This window comes from Gorillibacterium massiliense (assembly GCF_000455485.1).
Taxonomy (GTDB): Bacteria; Bacillota; Bacilli; order Paenibacillales; family NBRC-103111; genus Gorillibacterium; species Gorillibacterium massiliense.
On record NZ_CBQR020000145.1, the window covers coordinates 20,018 to 46,643 of the forward strand.

Genomic DNA, 26,626 nt, shown 5'->3' on the forward strand with positions numbered 1-26,626 from the left:
TTGGATCACGTTATTCTACGTTCTGGAAGAAAATAGCCAGCGTACCTGGGCCGGCATGGGCGCCGACGGCACCGCCGATGATGGTGGTGATGATCTCTTTCGTTCCGAAGCTTTCCCGGATCATATCGGCAAAGAGCTGAGCAGCTTCCAAATCGTCACCGTGGCTGATGCCGATCACTTGTTTATCCAACTGAACGCCGCGCTCCCGCATGATCTCGATTATCCGCTGGAACACTTTTTTGCGTCCGCGCACTTTTTCGATGGGAATCAGTTTTCCGTCCTCCACATCGAGGATCGGCTTGATATTGAGCAGCCCACCGATGAACGCCGACAACGGACTGACCCGGCCGCCTCTCATCAACGTGTTCAGATCATCCACCGTAAAAATATGCTCCATATGCTCCGCCCAATGGACGACTTTATCCTTAAGCTCGTTCAAGCTTGCCCCGGTCTCCGCCATTTGGGCGGCATAAAGCACTACCAATCCTTCGCCGAAGGAGGCGCACTTCGTATCCACGACTTCGATCGAAAAATCCGGGTATTCGTCCACTAGTTCATTTTTCGCCATGACGGCGGTTTGATACGTCCCCGAAAGGCCCGAGGAGAACGCAATGTATAGAACCGTTTTTCGTTCCTCCGCATAGCCCTTGAATACATCCAAATACGTTTGGAACTTAGGCTGAGACGTTTTGTATACAGTCGCTTTGCGCATCCCGGCAAATAAGTCGACGGGGTCCAGTGTCTCCCCATCCAGATATTCCTGATCGCCGTCCATCACCACCAGGGGAATCACCTTAATGCTATATTTTTCGATGATCTCCTTAGGAAGATCCGCTGCGCTGTCTGTTACGATTTGTACGCTCATGCCTTAGCCTCTTTTCCCTTTGAAAAGGTTCATTTTGTACGATATTGTCCACTATATTCATAATACCATTTCCTTGAGCGAATCATAACTGAAAAATGGTTTCGGAAAAGAACTTCTCCTGACAAGTTTTCATTTCTAGCCGATTTACGATTTGTCAAAATTCGACTACAATGAGGGACTGTAGGGGTATGCCGGATTCGTTCTGTAGACCTCATATCTAATCGGAAAAAAGGGGAGCGACAATGCCAGAAGACATTCCTATCATACGTTTCGAACAGGTAACTAAACAATTTGATGACGACGACGCCATTTTGAACGACGTCAGCTTTGAGATTGAACGGGGAAAGTTCTATACTCTTCTCGGCCCTTCCGGCTGTGGAAAGACGACCATCCTCCGTTTGATCGCCGGATTTATCGAGCCGTCCCAAGGCAAGATACATTTTAACGGCAAAGTGATCAACGACGTCCCTGCCAACAAACGTCAGGTGAACACGGTATTTCAAGATTATGCCCTGTTCCCCCATCTCAATGTGTTTGAGAATGTAGCGTTTGGTTTGCGCATCAAAAAGCTGAAGAAAGAGGAAATCGACCGTAAAGTGTCCGAAGCCTTGCGCTTCGTGAATCTGGTGGGTTACGAGAAGCGGGAAATCCGCGAAATGTCCGGAGGACAAAGGCAGCGCGTTGCCATTGCCCGGGCTATCGTCAATGAGCCGGAGATCATTTTGCTGGACGAGCCCTTGTCGGCACTGGACTTGAAGCTGCGGTACGAAATGCAGTATGAGCTTCGGGAGCTTCAGCGCCGTCTCGGCATCACGTTTATTTTCGTTACCCATGATCAGGAAGAAGCTTTGGCTATGTCGGATTACATCTTTGTCATCAACAAAGGGAAAATCCAGCAAAGCGGCACCCCCACTGACATATACGACGAGCCGATCAACCGGTTTGTCGCCGATTTTATCGGGGAATCCAACATCGTTCCCGGCAAAATGAAAGAAGATTTCTTGGTCGAATTCGCAGGAAAGCAATTCGAGTGCGTCGACCAAGGGCTTCATCCAGATGAGGCGGTGGAAATCGTCATCCGTCCCGAAGATTTGGAGATCACCACGGTTGAGCAGGGCAAGCTGCAAGTTCGCGTCGATACCCAGTTGTTCCGTGGCGTGCACTACGAAATCGTCTGCTATGACGATGCGGATAACGAATGGCTTGTCCATTCCACGAAAAAAGTAAACGTCGGCTCCCGCATCGGCCTTTATTTCGATCCGGAAGCGATCCACGTCATGCGCTTCGGCGAGACGGAAGAGGAATTCGATAAGCGGCTGGAAGCGTACAGCGACAGCGAGATCGAGGCCGGCCATGCAGATTAAATCCCGCAACCTCTATTTGATTCCTTACGCCCTTTGGATAATTTTATGCGTCGTGGCCCCTATCGCCATGATCGTTTACTATTCCTTCTTCGATATTGAAGGGAACTTTACAGTCGCCAACTACGGCAAATTCTTTGATCCGGTCTATTTGAAGATGGCCGTCAGTTCTTTCTGGTATGCCTTTTTGATCACCTTCTTTTGTTTGATCATCGCTTATCCGACGGCGTACTTGCTGACCAAGACGAAGCACAAGCAGCTTTGGCTTCTATTGATCATTCTGCCGACCTGGATCAACCTGCTTTTGAAGGCTTACGCCTTCATCGGCCTGTTCGGCACCTACGGAGCCGCCAATAGCATGCTGAAATGGCTGGGCATCGGCACCCAGCAGATTTTGTTCACGGACTTCAGCTTTATTTTCGTATCCGTCTACATCTTCATTCCGTTTCTGATTCTGCCGATCTTCAATTCCCTGGAGGAGTTGAATCCGGCGCTGATCGATGCGTCCCGGGACTTGGGCGCTTCCTCCTGGACGACGCTGCGCCGAGTTATTTTCCCGCTGACGCTGGATGGGGTAAAATCCGGCTGCCAAGCGGTGTTTATTCCGGCGCTGTCGCTGTTTATGATCACCCGCCTCATTGCGGGAAACCGGGTCATTACCCTCGGTACCGCCATTGAGCAGCATTTTCTCGTCACTCAGGACTGGGGGATGGGCTCGACTATCGCCGTATTCCTCATCATTGCCATGGCGATCATCATGATTCTCACCGGCAAACGGAAGGGAGGGGTGAGCGATGCGGGCAAAAGGAAAATGGTCTAACCTGTACCTGATCGTCATCTTTATTATTCTGTATGCACCCATCTTGTACCTGATGTACTACTCCTTCAACAGCGGCGGAACGATGCATGGTTATAAAGGTTTTACGCTGGATTATTATAAGGAAGTATTTCAGGATACGCGGCTCTTGATCATCGTGCTCAATACGCTGATCATCGCCCTCTTGTCGGCAGCGATCTCCACGATCATCGGCGTTGCCGGCGCCCTCGCCATCTCCAATGTGCGCAAACGGCGGATGGAAAACACGCTGCTCACGCTGAACAACGTGCTGATCGTCAGTCCTGACGTCATTATCGGAGCGTCCTTCTTGATCTTATTCACCATCGTGGGGATCAAGCTGGGCTTTATCTCCGTGCTGATGTCTCACATCGCCTTCAGCGTTCCCATCGCGGTACTGATGATCCTGCCCAAGCTGCAGGAAATGAGCCCGACGCTGATCGACGCTGCGCGGGATTTGGGGGCAAGCCGCTGGAATGTGCTGACCAAGGTGGTACTGCCTTTTATCCGGCCGGGTATTTTCGCAGGCTTCTTCATGGCTTTGACTTACTCGCTGGATGACTTCGCCGTTACCTTCTTTGTCACCGGTAATGGGTACTCCACCCTGTCCGTCGAAATTTATTCCCGGGCGCGGCAAGGCATCTCGCTTTCCATCAACGCCTTGTCCACTCTGTTGTTCCTGTTCACCATCCTGCTGGTTGTCGGGTATTACTTCATCACCCGCCGCGGCAACCACACGGCCAGCCGCACAGCCCGACTGGAGGTGCCGGAATGAAACAGCTCGTTCAGACGTTTCTGACCATCTTCGTCGTCGCCTTCGCTCTGATGTTCCTAACTTCTTACTTGAACTCAAGCCAAGGATACAGCGGCGGAAATACCTTAACGGTTTACAACTGGGGAGACTACATCGATCCCGAGCTGTTGAGCCAGTTTGAAAAAGAGACCGGCATCAAGGTCATCTATCAAACCTTTGATTCCAACGAAGCGATGATGACCAAGATCGGCCAAGGCGGCACCACCTTCGATGTCGCCGTGCCGTCGGAATACGCCATCAGCAAGATGAAGGAAGAGGATTTGCTTCTGCCCTTGGATCACTCCAAGCTGCCGAACCTGAAAAACATTGACTCGCGGTTCATGAACCTGAGCTTCGATCCCAACAACGTCTACTCGGTGCCTTATTTCTGGGGCACGGTGGGCATTATTTTCAACCCGGATCTCGTCGGCAATCTCAAATTTGAGAGCTGGAATGATCTGTGGGACAAGAGTCTGCGCAACCAGATCCTGCTGGTCGACGGGGCACGCGAAGTCATGGGCTTCGGCTTGAACAGCATGGGCTACTCGCTGAACGACACCAATGAAGACCACCTGCAGCAGGCAAAAGCGAAGCTGAACACCTTGACGCCTAACGTCAAAGCCATTGTCGGCGACGAGATCAAGATGCTTTTGGCCAACGAAGAAGCCGCTGTCGGCGTTGTCTGGTCCGGGGATGCCGCGGAAATCATGGATGCCAACGACAAGCTCGATTACATCGTGCCGAAGGAAGGCTCCAACCTGTGGTTCGACAACATGGTTATCCCGAAAACGGCCAAAAACATCGAAGGCGCCCATGCCTTCATCAACTTCATGCTGGACCCGGAACATGCGGCGAAGAATACCGAATACGTCGGATACGCGACGCCCAACAAGGAGGCGCTGGCGCTTTTGCCGAAGGATATCTCCGAGGATAAGCGTTTTTACCCCGACCCCGAGGTAACGAGCAAGCTGGAGGTCTACGACAACCTGGGCAAAAAGATGCTGGCCCACTACAACGAGTTGTTCCTGGAGTTTAAGATGCATCGGAAGTAGCTGGTTTTACGATATCTATACGAAACCCGATCCCACTTAACGCGATTTTTTATGGCGTAAAGTGAGCTCGGGTTTTTTGTTGGCCGTAACGTCATGAGGTTTGAATATCTTAGTAACTCAACTTTCGTAGCTTAAATTGCCGAACAAACCCTTGATGTACTACATGTTTTTCGATATGAATCGATATGGATATTCAATTTATTCCCGCTGGGCGGTAATATCAACCGTTTGCCGTCCTTTATGGAGCCTATGGTGATGTCATCGCCGGGCGGATATCATTTTATGAAACATCTCATCCAATAACAATATTTCTGCTTTTTGGCTGACGGCATGGTTCCCAAGCTTTACATCAATTATGAAGTCATTGCTCAGCATCTGGCGGTAACGGGAAATAATATCGTTGTCAGGCCATTCTCCCATTGCCTTCGTTTCAGGTGGAATTACCGGAATTCCGGCTTGCTCTACCAGGTGAATGTTTTGTTTAATATCTGCGGCGATCTTACTTAGAGTGCTCGCACTTCTTGCCGTCTCTATATCCATCATGCCGTCATTTGTATAGAAATGCTTGTTGACGATAGCCAACGCAGTATGCGAAATATGGAATGCTTGAATATCTTTTTGGATTTCATAATGCAAATCTGCCGATTCAAATATTTGAGCAAGCTCTTTCACTCTTTCGGTCGTCAGTCCATTTATTTCACCAAAAATGGTTCCTTGATGTTTTTCGGAACCGAATTGGGCGTATAGAACATCTTCTTTGATGTCTCCACCGGCGCCCGGTAATCCCGGAAGTAAGCGATCGCCCACGATTTCAAGCCAAGAATCATATCCAATGGTGTTGGTCAAGGTGACGATGTTCTTGCTCCGATTATGCTTGATCGCAGACAGGGCAGATTCGGCTTGATCATATCGGACTGGGACCAAAATGAAATCATAAATGTCATCGTTATCAAGTTTTTCGATCGTCTTGATCGATATCTGCTTAATCGTTCCATTATCGTTATATTTCAGTCCGTCCCTTTTCAGCTCCTCCAGTCTCTTTCCTCGTGCCAGTATAGTGACGTCCAGTCCTGACTGTGCGAATCGGAGAGTATATACACTGCCAATCACGCCGGCGCCAAATATCAAAAGCCTATGTGGTTTGGTGTTCAATATGATCCTTCCTTTCATAGAATTAGTCACAGATTGTTTAAGCAACACCTGTTTGATAAGATCATAAAATCGCATGCTTATGCTTTCAATCGGCAGATTTAGATGAAAGTTGCATAGACAACACATTGTGATAAATGATGTTTAACAAGGAGATACAGAAATGGTAAATCAGGAAGATCCGAGGGTGTTGCGCACACGGCAGTTAATTAGAGTAGCGTTCAGAGTTTTGTTGCGGAGTAAAAGATTTGATGCAATCACCATCAAAGATATCGCTCAAGAAGCAACCATTAACCGCGCGACCTTTTATGCCCATTTTGAAGATAAATATGCTTTGCTTGACGAAGTCACAGAACAGGCTTTTCATGAGATGATTCCTGAGAAAGTGGCGAATGCACAGGAGTTTACGGATGAAATATGTGACCAGTTGATCTTGCTGACGCACCAATACATCGTGGATTTTTATCGGATCTGCAGAATGGATTCCAATTCGATGGCTACGCTTGTCGATGAAAAAATAAAGAAAATGCTGCAGCAAACCATAGAATGTATTTTTCTGAAAGGGGATACTCACCATAGGACGGAGAGGTATCATATAAAAATCATGGCGGCCATGACAGGTTCAGCGATCTATGGCGCTGCGCATTATTGGTTATATGTCGAGGAAAAAGATCGAACCGATATGCTTGTAGACATTGTTCGTCCCTATGTAATGAACGGTCTGGGGCTGTATCGCAATGGCGATGAATACAGATGAAAAACGAGACTGGCCATATAGGAACGATGGTGTACTAAGTTACACCTCTCTTTGTTGCTGCGAAAGTTGAGTTAGTCATCACTTTTCTTCGTCATGTTCGTAGAAATAGTATTAAATATTGTTGGCGCGCTGAATCCTGGCCTTGTTTTATTCCTACTACAATAGAGGCGAAGACGATCATTGGGGGGGAAGCAATGAGGACAATGCAGAGGATTCAAAGACCGTTCATCATTCTTTTGATTGTATTATTGGCGTTGCCTGGTATTTTGTTCAGCCAGGACTCGAGGATAGCCGAAGCAGCGGGGACAAGCGTTGCATCTACAGACATTGCGATCGAAAATCCAGGATTTGAAAGCGGCGACCTTACGGGCTGGACGGTAACCGGGGTCACTTATGCGGCTTCAGTAAAGAATAGTTCAGCTGATGCCCACAGCGGAGACCATGCTTTGAATTATTGGCATGACGCTGAGTATGAGCTTCGTTTGTCGCAAACGTTCAGCGGGCTAGAGGACGGCAGCTATGAACTGAGGGCATGGGCTTCGGGAAAGGCAGGAGACGCGGATTTGAAGCTGTTCGCCGAGACGAAAGACAGCAGCGGCAATCCTTCTGTCAAAAGCACGGCTATTGTTAATACGGGTTGGAATCTTTGGTCTCAATACATTGTCCAGGATATCGAGGTTGTCGGAGGGGAGATGACCATCGGTTTTGATGTTAGTGCCCCGGCTGATTATTGGGGATATTTCGACGATATCGAATTGGTAAAAGCCAATCAGACTCAACCCTATGATCCGAACGATTTCATCAAAGGCGCAGACATCTCAACGCTGCAGGCATTAGAGGATGCAGGAGTCAAATACTACGAAGGCGGCGTAGAAAAGGACCTCCTGGAGATATTGAAAAATCACGGTGTTAACTACATTCGACTGAGAGTCTGGAATGATCCTGTACAAGCGGGCGGCTACAATGACAAAGCACATACGGTAGCGATGGCGAAGCGGGTTAAGGCGGCGGGAATGAAGCTGCTCGTGGATTTTCATTATTCCGATTTTTGGGCTGACCCCGGGCAGCAGGTGAAGCCGGCTGCTTGGCAAGGGTTGAGCTTCCTTGAGTTGAAAAAGGCGGTTTACGATTACACTTCAGAGGTATTGTCAGAGCTCAAGGCTGTAGATGCATATCCGGATATGGTGCAAATCGGCAATGAGATCAATAGCGGGATTCTGCTTCCGGACGGGTCGACCAGCACATTCGACAACTTGGCCGAGCTGTTGAAGCAAGGCATTCAAGCTGTGCGCGACATGACGCCAGTAAACCATGAGACCAAAATCGTGCTTCATCTTGCCGAGGGAGGAAACAACAGTAAATTCCGCAGTTTCTTTGATCAAATCAAGGCGCACGACGTAGATTACGATATCATTGGTTTGTCCTATTATCCCTATTGGCATGGGACTTTTCAAGATCTAAAGAGCAATCTCAACGACTTGTCGGCGAGGTATGGGAAACAGGTTGTTGTCGTAGAGACGGCTTATGCGAATACCTACGAAAACGGGGATGATTACACCAATATCGTTAAACAGAGTGAGACGGATATAGCAGGGTTCCCTGCCACGGTGGAAAATCAAAAGCTCGTCATCGAAACGGTATTCAATACAGTAGCCAGCGTGAAGAACCATCAGGGACTGGGGGCTTTTTACTGGGAACCGGCATGGCTTCCCGGAGTAGGCTGGAAATCGGGAGAGGGCAATGCGTGGGAGAACCAGGCGATGTTCGATTATAACGGCAATGCCCTGGATTCGTTGAACGCATTTCAATACCTGCCTGGAAGCATCACGGAAGATCTTCCGATTCTGGTTTATCCAGCCGATAAGGTTATCGTATCCAAGGGAGCCGCTCCTACACTCCCGTCGACGGTGAAAGTGCTATATAACGAGGGGTCGATTTTACAGAAGAGTGTAACGTGGGACAGCATTTCAGAAGGGCAACTGCAAACGCCGGGAACATTCACGGTCTATGGCACAATAGCCGGCATGCAGCAAAAGGCTAAAATCGAAGTTACGGTACTTGCTCAGGAAAACCGGGTGAAGAACGCTGGCTTTGAGAGTGGAGATCTGAGCAATTGGACGCTATCCGGAACGAGTGGAGCAGGTAAGGTTGAGGAAAATGCCGCTAATGCCCATTCGGGAAGCCATGCTCTAAATTACTGGTATGATGCGCCGTATGCCTATCGCTTGACGCAAGTAATCACAGGCCTGCCCAATGGAACCTATTCGCTGAAAACCTGGGCTTCTGGAGGCGGCGGAGAAACGGTGCTGCAATTGTTTACCGAAGATAGCGCGGGGAATATCCGCAGCGCGGATATGGTCAATAAGGGATGGAATCAATGGAAGCAATATGTCATTGAGGACATAGAAGTGAAGGATGGCGTGTTAACGGTCGGATTCGAGGTTCAAGCACCGGCGAACACTTGGGGATATTTCGACGATGTAGAGCTTGTTCTGACAGCGGAAGCACCAGTGACACCAACGGACCCAACAACTCCAGGGACCGGAAGCGGAACAACCCCATCTTCCAGCTCTGGAACAGGCAATTCGCAACCGGGACAAGTGACGATTAAGCCGGAGCAAATCACAACCAATGAATCAGGAGCTGGAATGGTTAAGGTAGCGCCGGATGTGAACAAAGTGATTTTGACGAAAGAGTCTGCAGCTTTTCTTGGAAATCGTCCGTTGGAGGTAACAAACGGCAGCTTGTCCCTGGTTATTCCGGCGGAAGTGCTGAAGCAGCTTATCGAGAGTGTGGGAGCGTCTTCGGGCTTTGAGATTGTTCTGCAGTTTAAGCCGGTAGAGCAAGAAGCACTGGAAGCCGCCTTGAAGCGGGGAGCCCTTCAAAATGAGTCTACAACGGTCAAACCCTTAGGGCAGGCCTACGACTTCAAGCTAAGCTTGGTGACTGGCGAAGGCATAGAGAAAGATCTAAAGAGCTTCCAGACTCCGATCACGATCCGGATTAAGCCGGATGCCGTTCATGATATCAAGCAAACGGGCCTTTTCTATATTTCCGACGAAGGCAAGCTGGAGTATGCAGGCGGAAATTGGGCGAATGGAGAAATCAGCGCCCCAGTCCACCATTTCAGCAAATATGCGGTGCTGGAGTTCACGAAGCGGTTCGCGGATGTTCCGGAAGCATACTGGGCTTATGACGCGATCTCCGGTCTTGCGTTGCGGCAAATCGTGGCGGGGACATCGAATGGTTCCTTTGAACCTGACCGCTCGGTCAGCCGTGCCGAATTCGTCGTCATGCTGGCGCACGCGTTGAAGCTTGAGCCGGGAACCATGGATGCGTTTGTGGATGTATCTCAAAACGCATGGTATTACCAGTCCTTGTCAGGAGCCTATAAGGCAGGCCTTGTACAGGGACGGGATAACCGGACTTTTGATCCGAATGCGCCGGTAACCAGACAAGAGATGGCAGTCATGTTGATGAAGGCCTATCTGTTCCGGGGGGGAGTCTTGAACACGCAGGAAGTTTCGGATAGCTTTTCAGATGCAGCTCAAATTGCGGATTGGGCGGCAGCTTCGGTAAACGCTGCTCATTCCCTAGGATTAATCCACGGAAGAGATCGCGGAGAGTTTGCTCCTGCGGCCTACTTAACCCGTGCCGAAGCAGCGCAAGTCATTTACACACTGCTAACGAAGTAGCATTTGGATTCGCTGCAAGACAAAACCTGCCCCCTGGCCTCCGTTCTTCAGGAACGTGCGCTACGGGGGCGGGTTTTTTTATGCAAACTCCTATGCAAGATGAAACTTGAATCGGTTACAAAGCGTATATAGGCATAGGAATAAACGGAAAATTTTGTAACTCCGGAGGCTTGTTATGAAGAAAGCGATTACCGTGCTTTTGGCGACTCTTGCGCTATTATTTACCTTTGGATGCAGTAAGGAAAGTCAGGATGAAAAAGAGAGCATCCGTTTGTTGAAGGAGTTCAAGACGGTTCAATTCGATGTCCTGCATGATAAGATCCCGACCTATTCGGAACAGGATGAACGAGTGAGAGGGTATGTCGTGGAAGATCTGATGAAAAAAATAAGCGCTAATCGCTACATTTATTTGTCCATGGCCATTGCGGACCACCAAAAGGCGGATGTCACCTCAGAGGTTATCGATGTGAAAGTGAAAAAAGAAGCCAAAAATGCTTTTCATATTGATTACTCGGTAAAAGTAACGATAAAAATGGAAGACGGCACAACGAAGGAAACCATCCTGCCCTGGGGTGAGGCATACATTGAAAAACGGGAAGGGAAGCTGACGATCGTCCGGGACCGATTTGATATGAGCAAGGATTTCCTCGATTTGACCGTTTGATGATGCTCCTCGGACATCTCCATACTGAATAACCAGCCGTTTTTCCTGGAACTGATTTCAGGAGAGACGGCTGCTGGTATATGATGGAGGTATGCCCCAAACGGATCATTGGGAATGCGTATGAATGCTAAAGGAGCAGAAGGATGAAAAAGCGGATTTTGTACATAGAGGATGACCGGGAGATCGGAACATGGCTTCGGGATCATTTATCGGAGCGGGACTATGATGTTGCCTGGCTGGAATCGGGAGAAGGCGCAGTGGAACAAGCGGAGAAATGCGACCTCGTCATCCTGGATATTATGCTACCGGGACTCGACGGGTTTACCGTCGGGCAGCGCCTGAAAAAGGCATTTCCTGCGACGCCGGTGCTTCTGCTCTCGGCACGCACTTCCATTGAGGACAAGCTGCAGGGGTTGGATTTTGCCGATGACTATTTGACGAAGCCCTTTCACCCGGACGAGCTTGCCGCACGGATCGAGGTTCTGCTCCGCAGGACCGGCAAGACGCCGGCTGTCATTGAATTGAAGCATCTTCTCGTCTACCCGGAGGAAAACCGGGTCGTGGATAGCCGTACGGGTGAGGAAATCCCGCTAACAGGCAAGCAGCATCAGATCTTCCAGTATCTGCTGCTTCATCCGAATCAAATTCTTACAAAGGAGCAGATTTTCGAGGCCGTCTGGCGGGAGCCTTATCTGGAAGGAGACAAGACGCTGATGGTGCACATCCGGTATTTGCGGGAGAAGCTGGAGCTTGATCCCGGCAATCCGGAAATCGTGGAGACGGTTCGCGGCATCGGCTACCGGGTGCGGATATGAAGACGAAATGGCGAAACTCCTTGCTGCTGCGCTACCTGCTGATCATTGTCATTGCGATCATGATCTTGCCTCTTCTTTTGTTAGCGAGCTTTAACTTGTCCAACATAGTGGATTGGGTTATTCACAGGGATGGACATGGAAATGAAGCGTACCGGTCCCGAAGCGCTTTGATTTCTTCGTGGCACGACACAGCTGGCGAGTTAAATAATGCCGATTCCGAAACCATAGACGAAAAGCTGCGGTCGCTTAAGGCCGAAATGCCAGAATCCACGATATTTTGGGTAAACGGTGATGGAAAAACGATGCTGGAGCTCCCCGTTCAGCCGGACTTGCCTGAATACTGGACGTCCAACGATGCTATCGTTTTCATGAAAAAAAGCTATGGCGCCGATCCCTTCACCGTTGTTGCCTTTATCGGGAATAAACCAGAGCAGGGTTTTATGGTCCTGCAGCTTCCCGCAGCACTTTTTGCCGTCAAAGCTTCAAATAACACTTACAATTATGTTATCCTACTCGTTCTTTTTGTTCTGTTTTTGGTGATGTCCTGGTCCTTCATCTACCGTTTGCGCAAGAGGCTGATTCGGCTGCAAAGAGCGATGGGAGAATTGGACGTAAAGGGCATCCCCATTCCGGTTGCCGTGAAAAAAGAGGATGAAATCGGCCAGTTGGAGATCGCCTTCAATGGAATGATCGGGGAGCTCAGCACCGCTCGACAACGGGAAGAGCAGGAAGAGGCACTGCGGAAGCAGCTTATCGCCAATCTCTCCCACGATTTGCGCACGCCCCTCACCATCATTCGCAGTCATGCCTATTCCCTTGCAAAAGAACCGTTATCGAAAAAGGGCCAGGAATCCGTCACGCTTATCGAAGTGAAATCCGACGATTTGAACCGGCTGATTGACAACCTGCTGTCGTATAACCTGGTTGCGGCGGGGAAATACCTCCTCGAGCGGAAGGAGACGGATATGGTTCGTTTCATCCGGACGACGGTTGCCGAATGGTTTCCCGCACTGGAAGCGGAGGGCTTCGAAGTGGAGGTGGATTTGCCGGAGCATGCCGTGTATTGGCAGGTCGATCCCCATTGGATGAGCCGGATTCTCGGCAACTTGCTGCAAAATGCTCTCCGCCACGCCAAATCCGGAAGATACGTTGGCGTCATTTTGGAAGAAACCGGGGAACGGCGGTCACGGATCGTCATCGAGGATAAAGGGCCCGGCATGGAAGAATCATCCGAGGAAAAAGGGGCCGGAATCGGTCTCGACATCGTTGCTCTCATGTCCCGCGAGCTGGGGCTTGAATATACCTTGAGCAGCCATGCCGGCGGTACCCGGGTTTGTTTGACATATGGGGAAGGTGTGGACATTCGGGAGTAGCGATAGGAATGTTTTAAACAAAATTTAAACAGAAGCCATCCCTCGTTCTAACCTTCGGCTGATAAGCTGGTTGACGAGGTGAAGGACATGAAGGAATGGATTATTGAAACGAGCGGCTTAGCCAAGCAATACGGCCGCAGAAAAGCGGTAGATCACATCAGTTTGCAAATCCGTAAAGGGGACATTTACGGTTTCCTCGGACCCAACGGTGCCGGTAAAACCACTACGATCCGCATGTTGCTGGGTTTGATTCGTCCTACGTCGGGGTCGGTACGCATCTTCGGCAAGGATCTGCGCAAGGAAAGGATGGGCATTCTAGCAAAAGTAGGTTCTTTGGTGGAGTCGCCCTCCTATTATGGCCATTTGACCGGTTACGAAAATCTGGAAGCCGCGCGGCGGATACTGGGAGTGGACAAATCGCGCATCGACGAAGTCCTTGCTGCCGTCCGGCTTACGAAGGATGCCCATCGTCCCGTAAAGGGATATTCGCTAGGCATGAGGCAGCGGCTCGGGATCGCCTCCGCCATGTTGGGCCAACCGGAGCTGCTTATCCTCGATGAACCGACCAACGGCCTGGACCCGGCAGGCATTATCGAAATCCGCGAGCTGATCAAAAGCATGCCGGCCGAATATGGCATGACCGTCCTGGTCTCAAGTCATCTCTTGAGCGAAATTGATCTGATGGCCAACCGGGTCGGCATTATCCGCGATGGGGCCTTGTTGTTTCAGGACGGGATTGACGTCCTGCGCAAGCAAGCCGCCGGAAGCATACGGCTTGTCGTCAGTGAACCGGAGCAGGCCGTTAAAGCCGTCGCTGCTACTGGTAACTTTGCGGTACGACAGGACGGAGGGTTGCTGCTGGAGCAATTGCCCGACGATAAGGTGGCGCAAATCGTGGCACAGCTTGTGTATGCGGGGCATTCCATTTACCGTATCGAGGAAATCAAGCGGTCCCTTGAGGATATTTTCCTGGACATGGTGGGAGGAGGCACAAGTTTATGATGGGACGGCTGCTTGCTGCCGATTTTCTCAAGCTGAAGCGGACGATGGTCGGGGTGCTGGTTCTTCTCGGGCCGTTTGGAGTCGTCGCCTTGACCGCTGTCAATTTCGGCTTGCGCTATGACTATTTGACTCATCTCTATAAAGACGATCTGTGGGGAGGACTCCTTTCAAATATTGCCGACTTGTGCGCGCTGGCTCTATTGTTGGGGAATACCCTTCTCACCTCGATGGTCGCCGGGATTGAGCACCGGGCGAACGCCTGGAAACAGCTCTTGTCGCTGCCCGTTACCCGCTTCCATGTGTTCCTTTCCAAGTTTGCGGTCTGCGTGCTGCTGCTCGTTATATCAAGCGCATTGCTAGCGGTCGGAACTTGGCTCCTAGGAGGTTTTCTCGGCTTCGGCTGGAGCGCGCCCATACAAGGGATTCTGAAAATCAGTTTTTATCCGATGCTGGCAAGCCTGGCGATTGCCGCCCTCCAACTGTGGCTGTCCGTCGTTTTCAAAAACCAGGCGATTCCGTTGACGGCAGGCATCGTGGGCACGATTGTCGGCTTGTATTCCTTTAAGCTTCCCGATTGGCTCTTATGGAAATGGCCGATTATGCTGAATGGGGTGGATAGTCCCAACTGGCCCGTTTATGCCGGAATAACGGTCGGATTGCTGCTGCTGCTCATCAGCATGGTGCATTTTGCCGGGAAGGATGTGGACTGACATGTTGGGTTTTCAAAGGCTTGTTAGTTCCGAGTGGATCAAGCTTCGCAAGTCAAGCATTTGGCTGTTGATCTTCATTAGTCCGCTCCTTGCGGCTATCATGGAGGTTGCGCTGATCCGGTCGGGGGAGACAGAGCGCAAGTGGGTTTCCATTATGAGCGACATGGTCTTGCTTCACGGCTTTCTTTTTCTACCGCTCTTGGCCGGCATATTTACCGCATTCATCTGCCGTTACGAGCATGAGCACGGCGGCTGGAAGCGGCTGCTCGCCCTTCCGGTATCCCGGGTGTCCGTGTATCTGGCTAAGTTCGCTATGGCTGCCGGACTGATTGCAGGAACGCAGCTGTTGTTTTTGGTGGCGATAGTCATCGTGGGTACGGTGAATGGAATGCCCGATATTCCCTGGAGCACGCTCTTGCAAAGCATGTGCGGGGGCCTCGTTGCTACATTGCCGCTAGTCGCGTTGCAACTCGCCGTTTCGGTCGGCTGGGCCAGCTTTGCCACCCCTCTGGCGATCAATGTAATAGCGACCATTCCGAATATATTGATCGTCAACTCCGCGACTTATGGGCCTTACTATCCGTGGGCTCAGCCCCTTCTTGCCATGATGCCTGTTACCCATAATAATCACGGTGCTCTTAACGTTTCCATGGAAACGCTGCTGCTGGTCATCGTCGGGGGCTTCGCGGTCTTTTTCCTGGCGGGGTTAACGTATTTTCATCGAAAAGAGGTTTGATATATGGAAGGATTGGAACAAAAAGCCTCCTCCGTGGATGCCTTTGTCGCGGATGCCCGGCATTTGGAGGATTTGGCGGCCGTGGATTTAGCCTGCATCGGCAACGGCTCGCGGCGCGAAATCATTGAGAATGGGATCGTGGAAGGCCGCTGCATTGTGGGCATAGCAGATGGGAAAGCCGCGGGCTTTGCTCTTTACGACACTCATTTTTTTGATAATGGCTTCATCTCCCTTGTCATGGTGGCACCGGATGGAAGAAGAAACGGTGTTGCTCGAAAGATGATCGGGCTCATCGAGCAGATCTGTCCGACGGACAAACTGTTTTCCTCTACGAACGAATCCAACTGGGCCATGCAGCGTGTGTTTGAACAATTGGGTTACGTCAGGAGCGGGATCATCGATAACCTGGATGAGGGCGATCCTGAGCTTGTTTTCTTTAAGCGGCTAAGATAGAAAAGTAACGGAAAGGAACTTGTCTTCTGTTTTTGCAATATAGTAAAACATGTATAGGAATCTTTAAAGCTAACGCCCCGTGAAGCCCTCAACGGGCTTCACGGGGCGTTTTTCTATATCCAGCCGCGAGAAATGGGGTAAAATGATCTGGAAAGCGATTGGTGAATTTTCTCCCTTTATTATCAAAATGTGAACCTGCCCGGTTTTTCGGGGCGAATTTATAATGAAGATGCAACGAAAACGTTGCCATATCGATTTGGGAGGGTCAAATAGGATGAAAAAGAGCCTCACACTGTTAGTTGCATCCGTTATGGTCTTGAGCACCGCTCTCGCCGGTTGCGGTAAGAGCGACAAGGCGTCAGAATCCAAGGCACCGAGTACTGCGCCTACCGCCACAACAGCAGCAGCGACAGCGACACCGGAACCGACGAAGGAAGCGAAACCCTTCAGTATCACATTGCGCCATATTCAAGTGGGTGAATCTACCAAGTTCCGCAAAGCGATTTTGGATGACGTCGTCAAGAAGACGGAAGCCGAAGTTCCCGGTCTGAAGATCGAACTGGACGGCATCGAAGATAACGTCAACCGCTTCACCAAGCTTCCAGCTGAAATGGCCGCCGGCAATCCTCCGCAAATCTTCGACATGTTTGGCGGTTCAGGCGATGCGCTGAAATACGCAAAGGCTGGTCGTCTCTTGGATCTCACCCCGATCGTAGAAGAACTGGGCATCAAGGACAAGTTCGTCAACCTGACCCAATTCACCTTGGACGGCAAAATTTACGGCTTGCCTGTAGGCGGCAGCTCTGAAGGCTTCTATTACAACAAACCACTCTTTGAAAAATACAACATCGCTGAGCCGAAATCATGGGACGACCTGGAAAAGGCAGCCGATACCTTGAAGAAAAACGGCGTAACGCCTTTCGCTATGGGTTCCAAAGCCGCATGGGTACCGATCATGTTGGTTAATACCCTGCTCGGACGTTATGCCGGACCGGACATCGTGAACGAAATTCCTGCTGGCACGAAGAAATGGACCGATCCCACCGTCGTAGCCGCTTTTGCTAAATACCAAGAGTGGGAAAAGAAAGGCTATTTCTCCAAAGGAGAGTTGGGCAAGGAATATGCTGACCAACTGAACGACTTCCTGACCGGCAAGGCCGGTATGCTGTTCGATGGTACTTGGCGCTCTTCCGTCTTCAAGGATGCAGCCCAAGCCAAGGATTTGACCGGCAAAGTCGGTTACTTTGCGGCTCCTGCCGTTCCTGGCGGCGTTGGCGACCAAACCGCCGTCAACGGCAACTACTCCAACGGCTACGGTTTCTCCGCTAATTTGAACGATAACGAAAAGGCAGCCGTGAAAGCATTCATCAAGAATTTGTATAATGAGGATCTACAACTGCGCGGCCTGTTGGAAGACAACGTCCTGCCGGCGATGAAGCTCTCGGATGATGCGATCGGCAAAGTAACCGACCCCATCGTCAAGATCGTTCTTCAAGGCTTCAATACAGCCGGTGGATTGTTCTCTCACTATGATTCCACGGTTGGATCGGTCATTTATAGCGAATCGGAAAAACAAATCCAAAAGCTGATTGCTGGCGATACGACACCTGAAAAAATGGGCGAAGCGCTTCAAAAAGTAACGGATGCCGAGCTTGCCAAAGCGAAATAATTCCGGTTGATCGCATCACGGTAGAAAGGGCGCCGCCCCTTAAAGGGTCGCGCCCTTTCTTGCTAACCGCCTTCCGTTTCAGGAGGGCTTGAGGAGGACCGAGTCATGAAGAGTACGTTACGAAATCCGTATTTTTATGCGATGTTCATTTTGCCCACCATCGCGCTATATTGTCTCTTTTTCATCTATCCAATGCTGTCATCAGTGTTCTACGGCTTTACCGACTGGAACGGGTTGGACAAAACCCATTACGTCGGCTTTTCCAACTTCGCCAAGGCGTTAAAAGATGAGGATTTTCTCAATGCCATTAAGAACAACATGATTTTTATTGTCTTTTGCGTCTTTATTCAAGTACCGCTCATTATTTTCTTCGCGCTCTTGATCGGCTCGGTCAAACGGTTCCAAGGGTTTTACAAAACGACGGTGTTCATGCCCTCTATTTTGTCCACATCCGTTATTGGTATTTTGTGGGGATTTATTTATGAGCCGGATATTGGTCTGATCAACAAATTCCTCAGCATCTTTGGCGTTGAACCCATTTATTGGCTGTCTGATCGTCATTGGGCACTAATCAGCATTCTTATTACCAACGCTTGGCAGTGGATGGGCTTTTACATCGTTCTGGTGCTGGCGGCGATTCTCGCCATTCCTAAGGAAATCGGCGAAGCGGCGGAAATCGACGGAGCCAGCGGCTTTCAGCGGGCTATCTACCTGACCGTTCCACTGATCCGCCCCATAATCTCAGTCATCATCATGCTTTCTATCGCCGGCGCCATGCGGGTCGTGGATATCGTACTCGTCATGACTGGCGGCGGTCCGGTAGGCAGTACGGAAGTCATGGCTTCCTACATGGTGCAGGAGGCAATCAAATCCGGACGTTATGGGTACGGCACGGCCATTGCCATTATCATTTTCGCTATCGCCATGCTGCTTACCGCGCTCTATCAAATTATTTTCAATCGCAAAGAGGAAGGGATTGAGTACTGATGCCGACTTCGATAAAAAAGGCGATCCCCCATGTCATCCTGGTGGTGTACGTCGCCATCATCCTGATTCCTTTTCTCTTTGTTATTCTGTCTTCGTTTAAAGCCGATAACCTGGAGATCGCCGGAAATCCTTTCGGACTTCCGGAAAAATGGATTTGGCACAACTACTATCAAGCCTGGGTAAAAGCGAAAATCAGCACGTATTTCTTCAACAGCCTCTATTTGGCTCTAAGCTCCTCGATAACGGGAGTACTGATGGCGGCCGGTACGGCTTTTGCTCTGACCCGGATGAAGTTCGCCACGGCCAACAAGTGGATTTACCAGTTCGTGCTCATCGGCATGCTGATTCCGGGGAACGTTCTGTTCATCGCCCAGTACATTCTCGTATCCGACATGCATATCGTGAACACCCATTGGTCGCTTTTCCTGCCGTATACCGCCGGAGCTCTGCCAATCAGTGTGCTGCTCATCTCGGCGTTCATGAAAGCCATACCCATGGAACTGGAGGAAGCGGCGATCATGGACGGATTGAGTTCGCCGGGCCTGTTTGTTAGAATTATATTGCCGATCACGGTGCCGGCGCTGGTTACGGTTTTTATCGTCAATTACCTCGGCAACTGGAACGAATATTTGCTCGCCGCTTTCTTCCTGAGCAAAGATTCCTTGCGCACCCTTCCCATCGGCATGGTTACCTTCCGGGACACGTTCCAAATCAACTACGCCCTGATCTGTACAGGGATTGTATACAGCGTCGTTCCCGTCCTGATCATGTATGCCTTCTTGCAGGAGAAAATCATTGAAGGGCTGACGGCGGGAAGCGTTAAAGGTTAACGGAAATGGGGAATGATGAAGTTGAGTTTGCGGTCCAGGCTGTTCACATCGTTTTTTGCCCTCATCGCCATCCCGCTGATACTCATCGGTATCATCGCCTATTACACCGTTACCGGCATCATCGAAGAAAAATATTCCCGACAGGCGGAACTGACACTTCGGGCCTTATCCCAAAGCGTTGATTTCGTCTTCCGGGAAATGGATAAAATGACGGACAGCACCATCGCCAGCACGGCTCTGCAGGACGTTCTTAGCAACCAGAATTTCGACTATCAAAACCTGTCCCAGGTGGAGTACCTTCGGCTCAACGGGATTCAGCGAAATTTTCGCGAGCTATTAGTGAACCATCCGTCTGTCAGCTATGCGTTTTTGTACACCTTTGCTGACAAGCAGACGATCCCCCTGTATATCAAAGAATTCGATGCCATGCCTTTTGACTTGTTCCAGCAGCAAGAATTGTACAAGCAAGTGTTGGATCGCGACGGTCTGCCCAAATGGGTAGGCCCTTACGAGTATCCGGAGCTAACAGGCTCCGATCCGGTCTTTACCCAGCTCCGCGTCGTCAAGGACATTCCCACCCTGACGAACAAGGGGCTGCTTTTCGTGCAGATCAAAAATTCCGGTTTGGAAGCGATTTTCCGCGAATTCAGCTACGACCGGGAAAAATATCACACCCGTTTTTTGATCACCAATGACAAAGGCTTGATTTTGTTCGACAGCAACGGTCAGATGAACGGCCATAAACTAGGAGACGAGGCCAAGGACGGCGTTCCGCTTCTGGAGGATTTCGCCAGCGGCCGGAAGGAGTTTGCCGGAGAAGATAGCGTCGTATCGAGCATTGGCATGGGGCAGGAGGATTGGCACTTGGTGTCGGTTACGTCCTGGCGTTCCTTGTCCGGGGAGATCATGCGCTATTCCCGCTGGGTCGCTGTGATCATGGGGCTGTTCTTGCTTTCGGCGCTCATTTTTCTGCTCTTCTTCGTGAATCGGGTGGCCAAAAGCATCATCCGCGTCGTCCGGTTTATGCGACGGGTGGAAAGCGGGCAGATGAACATCCGGCTGGAGGAGAAGGGCGATACGGAGCTGCAGCTCATGGCTAAAGGGCTGAACAGCCTGATCAGCCAGGTAAACGTGCTGCTCTCCCAGGTGCGGACGGAGCAGGACCAGAAGTACCGGGCGGAGATGCGGGCGCTGCAGGCGCAGATTAAGCCGCATTTTCTGTTCAATACGCTGGAGTCCATCAATGTGCTGGCGGTGCAAAACGAAGGCCGTAAAGTCAGCCAGATGGTACTGCGGTTGGCCAGTATTTTGCGGATCAGCATTCACGGCAAGGAGGAGATTCCTCTGCGTCAGGAGATCGAGCATCTCCAAAGCTATCTGGAAATTCAAAAATTCCGCTTTGTGGATACCTTCGAATATGAGATTGATGCGCCGGAGGAGTGGATGGACTGTCTTGTGCCGAAGCTGACCCTGCAGCCTTTGGTGGAAAACTGTATCCAGCACGGCTTCGACGGCCTCGAACGCGTCGGAAAAATCGTCATTCGTGCAAAAGGAGAACCGGAAGCGAAGCGTCTGATCCTAACCGTGGAGGACAACGGTGTCGGGATTCCGGGGGAGGTACTTGCCCGTTTCCAATACATGGCGGAGGATGAGGGTCAAGGCGACGAGGAGGGCACCCCGGCCCATCCCGAAAGGCGGGGCTTGGGCGTTCGCAGCGTGGCGGACCGCATCCGCATCCAGTACGGGCGGCATTACGGTCTGTTCATCAGCTCACTGGTCGGTTCCGGGACGGAGATCCGCTGTGTACTGCCGTTAAACGGCGTCATTTATCGGTTGGACGACGGCGGGGAGGAACAGAGTGCTTAAGTCTATTATTTTGGGTTACAGATGACCCATCTGAGCTGTACCGATGAAAGATATCGGTGCAGCCTTTTTCATTTTTCCGCGGATTATGTATACTTTAGGGTAACAAGCATGGCGGTTTTCCCGTGCATAAAAGGAGTGCCTCTTCGGTATGTCGCCTTTCCGCTCTTATCTCGCCTTTGTCAAACCGTATTGGAAGCTGGTGGCGGTTACGGTGTTGGTTGGAATGATCAAGTTCGGCATTCCCCTCACCCTGCCGCTGATTTTGAAATATGTGGTAGATCATCTGTTGACAGGAAATTTGACACCCGACGAGAAAACCCACGATCTTCTCAAGGTGCTGGGATGGTCGTTCCTGCTATTCGTCGTGATCCGCGCGCCGATCGAATATTACCGGCAATATTTTGCCCAGTTGACCACCAGCAAGATTTTGTACGACCTGCGGGCACATTTGTACGGCCATATCCAAAAGCTGAGCCTGCGCTATTACCATAACCATAAAACCGGTGAGATCATCTCCCGAATGATCAACGATGCAGAGCAGACCAAGAGCCTGGTGGAAACAGGGATGATGAACGTCTGGCTGGACATGTTCACCCTGACCATCGCCATGGCGTTCATGTTCGGCATGGATTGGAAGCTGACGCTGGTGGCCATCGCCATTTTTCCGTTCTACGGGGTATCGGTCAAAACGTTATATCGGAGGCTGCGGTTATTGACCAAAGCCCGCTCCCAAGCGCTGGCGGAGATGCAGGGGTACCTCTACGAGCGGGTCAACGGCATGCCGGTGATCAAAAGCTTCGCTTTGGAGCGCCATGAAAGCAAGCAATTCAGTCGCCGCAACGGTAAGTTTCTCGACAGAGCACTTGACCTGACCCGCTGGAACGCGCTGACTAACTCCATCATCAACACATTGACGGATATCGCTCCGCTTCTGGTCATCGGCTATGGGGGATACGAGGTTATCCATGGCAAGGTGACCCTCGGGGCATTTATCGCTTTTTATGCTTATCTGGATCGGTTATACAGCCCATTACGACGGTTGGTCAATTCTTCGACAGAGCTTACCCAAGCCAGCGCTTCTCTCGACCGGGTGATGGAGCTGATGCTCGAGCCGTATGATATTGCCGATGCGCCGGATGCGGTGCCGCTCCCCAAGATCAAGGGACAGATCGACTTCGAGCATGTGCATTTCCGCTATGAACGTTCGGAGGATTGGGTGTTGAAGGACGTCAGCCTTTCCATTAAGCCGGGGCAAACCATCGCCCTTGTAGGCATGAGTGGCGGCGGAAAATCGTCCATGATCAGCCTACTGCCCCGCTTCTTCGATATCCAGGAAGGCAGCATCCGCATCGACGGGATCGAGCTGAGGGAGGCCACCATCCAAAGCCTGCGAGAACAGATCGGCATGGTGCTGCAGGATAATACGCTGTTTAGCGGCAGCGTGAAAGATAATATTTTGCTGGGGAAGCCGGATGCCTCTGACGAGGAAGTATTCCGCGCAGCTCAGGCAGCCAACGCCCACGACTTCATTCTTTCTTTGCCGGACGGTTACGACACGGAGATTGGCGAGCGGGGAGTGAAGCTATCAGGCGGGCAGAAACAGCGGGTGGCTATCGCCCGGGTATTCCTGAAGAACCCGCGCATCCTCATTCTTGACGAGGCTACTTCCGCTTTGGACCTGGAATCGGAGCACCTGATCCAAGAATCGCTGATGACGCTGACTCAGGGCCGCACGACGGTGATCGTCGCCCACCGGCTGTCCACCATCACCCATGCGGATCAGATTGTGGTCATCGAGCATGGGGAGATTACGGAAACCGGAACCCATGACGAGTTGATGGGGAGAGACGGTTCCTACGCCCGGCTCTATAATGTACAGAACCTGGGGGACGCGCAGATTAGCAACGCGTAAGCTGAGGACACGAGGATTAGCGTCTCGAGAAGGCGGAGTTTTGCTCAACAATCAAAACCCGGCAGCCCATAAGCTGCCGGGTTTTCTTTTGGTGAATGCAGAGGCTCTACTTGATGACTTCATACTTCAACTGCACATAGGAATCTTCCAACTGGTTGCACTCTACTAATCTCATCGCTTTAAGTTTATGGAGTTCCTCAACAGTCGTAATCGATTCCCCGTCAATCAGCGTAGCCGTATCTTTTCCGCCTACCAACACAGGCGCGATTACGATATGGACATAGTCAATCAGATTCGCTCTTAAAAATTCGCCATTCAGAGTGCCCCCGGATTGAATGGTAATCCGCTCCGCACCGTAACGGTCCTTTAAATCCTTCATCATTTTTTCCAAATCGATATTGCCGTCGTATTCTAGAATTTCCAAATTATCATAGCTTTCTTGTAGCTTGTAAGCCGGATGGTTTTTATTGTTCGTGACCAAAATCAACGTTCCCACCCATTTGCACAAATACTCGACTCCGCTTTCCGTTAAATGCGGTTTCCTGTCGATGATGACGAACCGGATGTTTATTTTTCCCTTCGGTTCTTTCTTCCCGTTTACGCCGATTTTTGCCATTACTCTGCCGGTGTTTAAAGAGTACCAATCCGTATCTGCTTCGATTTCATAATATTGGTGAAGCCCTTCTTTTACACCGGCTAGCTCGGGCCAATCCCGGTCTACGTCCAACTCGTCGCTTGCGCCACTGCTGATTTTACCGTCCAATGACATCAGCATGAATAAAGTCGTTATCGGCTTGTCCTCCATGTTCGCCCCCCAAATTCATTTACCAAACGGAGCATATCAAGCCCTATTGGTATCATTATCCATACCCTAGCACATCTGGAGAGGTAGGTATTGAGCTTTTTTGCTTTGTTGAATAATTAATTCAAATCAGATGAAAATCAAATCATTTTTAAATGAGGATATATTTTCCAAAACGGTCGAGGTATAGTAAGGACAGATGAGAGGGGGAGCTTATGGACGATAGCATGAAGCAATTTGTGCGGATCTCGGTCAACCGGATGATGGAGCATTATGCGCCGAAATTGATTCAATCCTTGGAGCCGCTGAAGCTGGAGGAGCTGTGGCTTCATGAATACGTGCATATGAATGCCATTGGCGGCATCGTTTTGCACATTTGCGAGCATGTGAACCGGCACACGGTCCGGTATGCAAGATCAGGTGAGAACGGGACCGGAGATCAATTCCAAGCAGAAAACGGCTCTAATGCTGGTTTAGCTGAAACTCAAGCGATGTACTTCGAGCTGAAGCTGGCGACAGCAGGCGGCGGGATCGAGAATTATTTTCCGGATAAAATGCTTTCGGGTGTTGAACTGATCGAACAAGTAACGAAATCCTTTCGAATGTGGCAGGACGTGACGATGACCTATGTTAAGAAAGACCTGCCAAATCACACCCTTAATATGAACGATATCTATCATCTCGTTGAGCATACAGGCTATCATTTGGGACAGATCGTCGACCGAAGTCAGAGGATCAGCCAACGTTCTTTTCAGTTTATGCAGAACGGGATCAGCGAACAGGCGTTGAAGGAAATCCTCGACAAAAGCGGATAAGCATCACCAAGGGAGATGGAGAATGTGGAGAATGCGCAACCAATAGGAAACGTACATAAGCTAGGATTTTGGAGCACGAAGAAGATTCTGATCGGAACGCTGTTGGTCATTTTGGCTTTAGCTGTCTCGGCATGCCTATTTGCATACTACAAAATCCCCATATCCTTTAGTGTAGGGAATCCGCTAAACATCACCCAAGAGCCCAAGTCGGATGCCATCCTCACTGTGGAGCAGGTGAAGGAAGATGCGGCGCAGTTGACGGCATTTATCGAGGATGTACACCCGCTGTTTTTGAACAAGGAAACGGAAGAATACAAAGCGAACAAAGCGCATTTTCTCGAAGGGGCAAGCAAAAGCATGTCCGTCGCGGACTTTCGGGTTTTGGTCAGCCGGTATTTAAGCTGGTTTCAGGACGGGCATACCCGGGTTTCATGGAAGGGCGATCCCATGCTGGCTGTCGATTGGCGCTGGGATGGAAGCAAGCTGCTCATTTCCCAAGGAGGCGATCTGCCTGCCGGAGCGGAAGTAACGGAAATTGGTGGTGTGGCGGTAGGAAAGGTCGTTCAGCTAGTGAATACACTGTTGCCTGTTGAAAATAAATCGACAGAGATCGTGAATGTGTCCGGATATGCCCAGGATAAAAGTATGCTCGCTTTAGCCGGGGCAAAAGTGAACGATTCGGTTGAGCTCGCTTATACAAACGGTTCTGAAACCATTCGACAGCAGGTTCCGTTTCACACTACATCCAAGGAAGCTGCAGAGGATCAAAAACCGGATATCGAAAGCCGTTTGGAAGATGGCGTTTTCGTAATCACGATGCGGAGTTGCGAGATGAGCCGCAATCTGGATCAAGTTGCCGGCGATTTGCAGAAGGCCGTTGCAAGTGGGGTTAAATCGGTGGTGATCGACGTGAGGGACAATCCGGGAGGCAATTCCAGTGCGGTAAGCAAGCTGCTGCATGCCATGTCAATGAAAGAAGGGGAATACGGCAGCGTCATCCGGTTGTCCAAGGAAATATCCAAGCAGAAGGGGTACCTCCGTACCAGTGGTTCGATCACGTTCAAGCCCAGCAACAAGGCAAAAGGAAATCCTAATCTTTCGCTGTATGTGCTTGTGAATGAAGGCACATTCAGCTCCGCCAACATGCTGGCCGTATGGGTCCGGGACGGGCATTTGGGCAAATTAGTCGGCACGCCGCCGTCGAATTCCCCTTCCAGTTACGGCGATATTTTGTATTTTCAACTGGAGCACTCCAAGCTGTACGGCATCGTTTCCCACAAAAAATTTACCCGCCCCGACACAGCCAAGGATGCTGAGCGGGAGCTGGTTCCTGATATATTGGTTCCGGCAGGTGAGGATGCTTTGGAGGTTGCCATGGAGGCAATCCGGCAAGGTGGGCATTCCGATTGAAGATGCAAACTGGCTCCATGGTTACAGATTATTTATGCCCAACAACTATATCAATCTACAATATATGACAAAAAA

23 protein-coding genes are annotated in these 26,626 nt (G+C 50.5%); 20 read left to right on the forward strand and 3 right to left on the reverse strand.

Translation table 11 applies throughout. The features are described from left to right. Window positions 1–10: 10 nt before the first annotated feature. A complete protein-coding gene (locus tag TJ79_RS19290) occupies window positions 11–865 on the reverse strand; it encodes a DegV family protein (RefSeq protein ID WP_040951982.1) in 855 nt (284 codons plus the stop codon). Window positions 866–1,107: 242 nt separating this feature from the next. On the opposite strand from TJ79_RS19290, the gene TJ79_RS19295 reads away from it, so the two are divergent. Genes TJ79_RS19295 through TJ79_RS19310 form a run of 4 tightly spaced genes read left to right on the forward strand, consistent with a single transcriptional unit; the run spans window position 1,108 to window position 4,906 of the window. Then, entirely contained in the window at window positions 1,108–2,229 is a 1,122-nt protein-coding gene (locus tag TJ79_RS19295) for an ABC transporter ATP-binding protein (protein ID WP_040951983.1), read from the forward strand. Continuing rightward, a complete protein-coding gene (locus tag TJ79_RS19300) occupies window positions 2,219–3,046 on the forward strand; it encodes an ABC transporter permease (RefSeq protein ID WP_040951984.1) in 828 nt (275 codons plus the stop codon). Before TJ79_RS19295 ends, TJ79_RS19300 begins: the two co-directional genes overlap by 11 nt. Continuing rightward, the gene (locus TJ79_RS19305) at window positions 3,021–3,836 is read left to right on the forward strand and encodes an ABC transporter permease (RefSeq protein WP_040951985.1); all 816 of its coding nucleotides are present in this window, start codon (window positions 3,021–3,023) and stop codon (window positions 3,834–3,836) included. The genes TJ79_RS19300 and TJ79_RS19305 overlap by 26 nt, the downstream gene beginning before the upstream one ends. After that, on the forward strand, window positions 3,833–4,906 hold the full coding sequence (locus TJ79_RS19310) for an ABC transporter substrate-binding protein (protein WP_040951986.1): 1,074 nt from the start codon (window positions 3,833–3,835) through the stop codon (window positions 4,904–4,906). Before TJ79_RS19305 ends, TJ79_RS19310 begins: the two co-directional genes overlap by 4 nt. Window positions 4,907–5,164: 258 nt before the next feature. Here the strand turns inward: TJ79_RS19310 and TJ79_RS19315 are convergent, their stop codons facing one another. Further along, the gene (locus TJ79_RS19315; RefSeq protein ID WP_040951987.1) at window positions 5,165–6,058 is read right to left on the reverse strand and encodes a ketopantoate reductase family protein; all 894 of its coding nucleotides are present in this window, start codon (window positions 6,056–6,058) and stop codon (window positions 5,165–5,167) included. Window positions 6,059–6,218: 160 nt separating this feature from the next. Here TJ79_RS19315 and TJ79_RS19320 point away from each other — a divergent pair, with 160 nt between their 5' ends. The 14 genes from TJ79_RS19320 to TJ79_RS19385 all read left to right on the forward strand — a co-directional run bounded on the left by TJ79_RS19320 (window position 6,219) and on the right by TJ79_RS19385 (window position 23,524). After that, a complete protein-coding gene (locus TJ79_RS19320) occupies window positions 6,219–6,812 on the forward strand; it encodes a TetR/AcrR family transcriptional regulator (protein WP_040951988.1) in 594 nt (197 codons plus the stop codon). Window positions 6,813–7,048: 236 nt separating this feature from the next. Next, window positions 7,049–10,507: a glycosyl hydrolase 53 family protein gene (locus tag TJ79_RS26160; RefSeq protein WP_238323075.1), complete on the forward strand. Its 3,459-nt coding sequence runs from the start codon at window positions 7,049–7,051 to the stop codon at window positions 10,505–10,507. Window positions 10,508–10,682: 175 nt separating this feature from the next. Next, window positions 10,683–11,171: a hypothetical protein gene (locus tag TJ79_RS19330; protein WP_040951989.1), complete on the forward strand. Its 489-nt coding sequence runs from the start codon at window positions 10,683–10,685 to the stop codon at window positions 11,169–11,171. A gap of 143 nt (window positions 11,172–11,314) precedes the next feature. Beyond that, window positions 11,315–11,986, forward strand: a complete 672-nt coding sequence (locus TJ79_RS19335; protein ID WP_040951990.1) for a response regulator transcription factor — start codon at window positions 11,315–11,317, stop codon at window positions 11,984–11,986. Further along, window positions 11,983–13,359, forward strand: a complete 1,377-nt coding sequence (locus tag TJ79_RS19340) for a HAMP domain-containing sensor histidine kinase (RefSeq protein ID WP_040951991.1) — start codon at window positions 11,983–11,985, stop codon at window positions 13,357–13,359. The genes TJ79_RS19335 and TJ79_RS19340 overlap by 4 nt, the downstream gene beginning before the upstream one ends. 87 nt (window positions 13,360–13,446) lie before the next feature. Next, the gene (locus tag TJ79_RS19345; RefSeq protein WP_040951992.1) at window positions 13,447–14,361 is read left to right on the forward strand and encodes an ABC transporter ATP-binding protein; all 915 of its coding nucleotides are present in this window, start codon (window positions 13,447–13,449) and stop codon (window positions 14,359–14,361) included. Next, window positions 14,358–15,071, forward strand: a complete 714-nt coding sequence (locus tag TJ79_RS19350) for an ABC transporter permease (protein WP_040951993.1) — start codon at window positions 14,358–14,360, stop codon at window positions 15,069–15,071. The genes TJ79_RS19345 and TJ79_RS19350 overlap by 4 nt, the downstream gene beginning before the upstream one ends. Before the next feature lies 1 nt (window position 15,072). Continuing rightward, complete coding sequence (locus TJ79_RS19355) at window positions 15,073–15,807, forward strand: ABC transporter permease (protein ID WP_040951994.1); 735 nt, start codon at window positions 15,073–15,075, stop codon at window positions 15,805–15,807. A gap of 3 nt (window positions 15,808–15,810) precedes the next feature. After that, window positions 15,811–16,260 carry a GNAT family N-acetyltransferase gene (locus tag TJ79_RS19360; protein WP_052339763.1) on the forward strand — a complete coding sequence of 150 codons (450 nt, stop codon included), beginning with the start codon at window positions 15,811–15,813 and terminating at the stop codon, window positions 16,258–16,260. Window positions 16,261–16,534: 274 nt separating this feature from the next. Beyond that, entirely contained in the window at window positions 16,535–17,929 is a 1,395-nt protein-coding gene (locus TJ79_RS19365) for an ABC transporter substrate-binding protein (protein ID WP_040951995.1), read from the forward strand. A gap of 105 nt (window positions 17,930–18,034) precedes the next feature. After that, window positions 18,035–18,916 carry a carbohydrate ABC transporter permease gene (locus TJ79_RS19370; RefSeq protein WP_040951996.1) on the forward strand — a complete coding sequence of 294 codons (882 nt, stop codon included), beginning with the start codon at window positions 18,035–18,037 and terminating at the stop codon, window positions 18,914–18,916. Next, window positions 18,916–19,746 carry a carbohydrate ABC transporter permease gene (locus TJ79_RS19375; RefSeq protein ID WP_040951997.1) on the forward strand — a complete coding sequence of 277 codons (831 nt, stop codon included), beginning with the start codon at window positions 18,916–18,918 and terminating at the stop codon, window positions 19,744–19,746. The genes TJ79_RS19370 and TJ79_RS19375 overlap by 1 nt, the downstream gene beginning before the upstream one ends. 12 nt (window positions 19,747–19,758) lie before the next feature. Beyond that, window positions 19,759–21,612: a cache domain-containing sensor histidine kinase gene (locus TJ79_RS19380; RefSeq protein ID WP_238323076.1), complete on the forward strand. Its 1,854-nt coding sequence runs from the start codon at window positions 19,759–19,761 to the stop codon at window positions 21,610–21,612. A 148-nt stretch (window positions 21,613–21,760) separates the two neighbouring features. After that, window positions 21,761–23,524, forward strand: a complete 1,764-nt coding sequence (locus tag TJ79_RS19385) for an ABC transporter ATP-binding protein (RefSeq protein WP_040951998.1) — start codon at window positions 21,761–21,763, stop codon at window positions 23,522–23,524. A 106-nt stretch (window positions 23,525–23,630) separates the two neighbouring features. Here TJ79_RS19385 and TJ79_RS19390 read toward each other — a convergent pair whose 3' ends face one another. Next, window positions 23,631–24,329, reverse strand: coding sequence for a dihydrofolate reductase family protein (locus TJ79_RS19390; protein WP_040951999.1), 699 nt, complete (start codon window positions 24,327–24,329; stop codon window positions 23,631–23,633). A 212-nt stretch (window positions 24,330–24,541) separates the two neighbouring features. On the opposite strand from TJ79_RS19390, the gene TJ79_RS19395 reads away from it, so the two are divergent. Then, on the forward strand, window positions 24,542–25,141 hold the full coding sequence (locus tag TJ79_RS19395) for a hypothetical protein (RefSeq protein WP_040952000.1): 600 nt from the start codon (window positions 24,542–24,544) through the stop codon (window positions 25,139–25,141). A 24-nt stretch (window positions 25,142–25,165) separates the two neighbouring features. Beyond that, complete coding sequence (locus TJ79_RS19400; RefSeq protein ID WP_040952001.1) at window positions 25,166–26,551, forward strand: S41 family peptidase; 1,386 nt, start codon at window positions 25,166–25,168, stop codon at window positions 26,549–26,551. The last annotated feature ends 75 nt before the right edge of the window (window positions 26,552–26,626 follow it).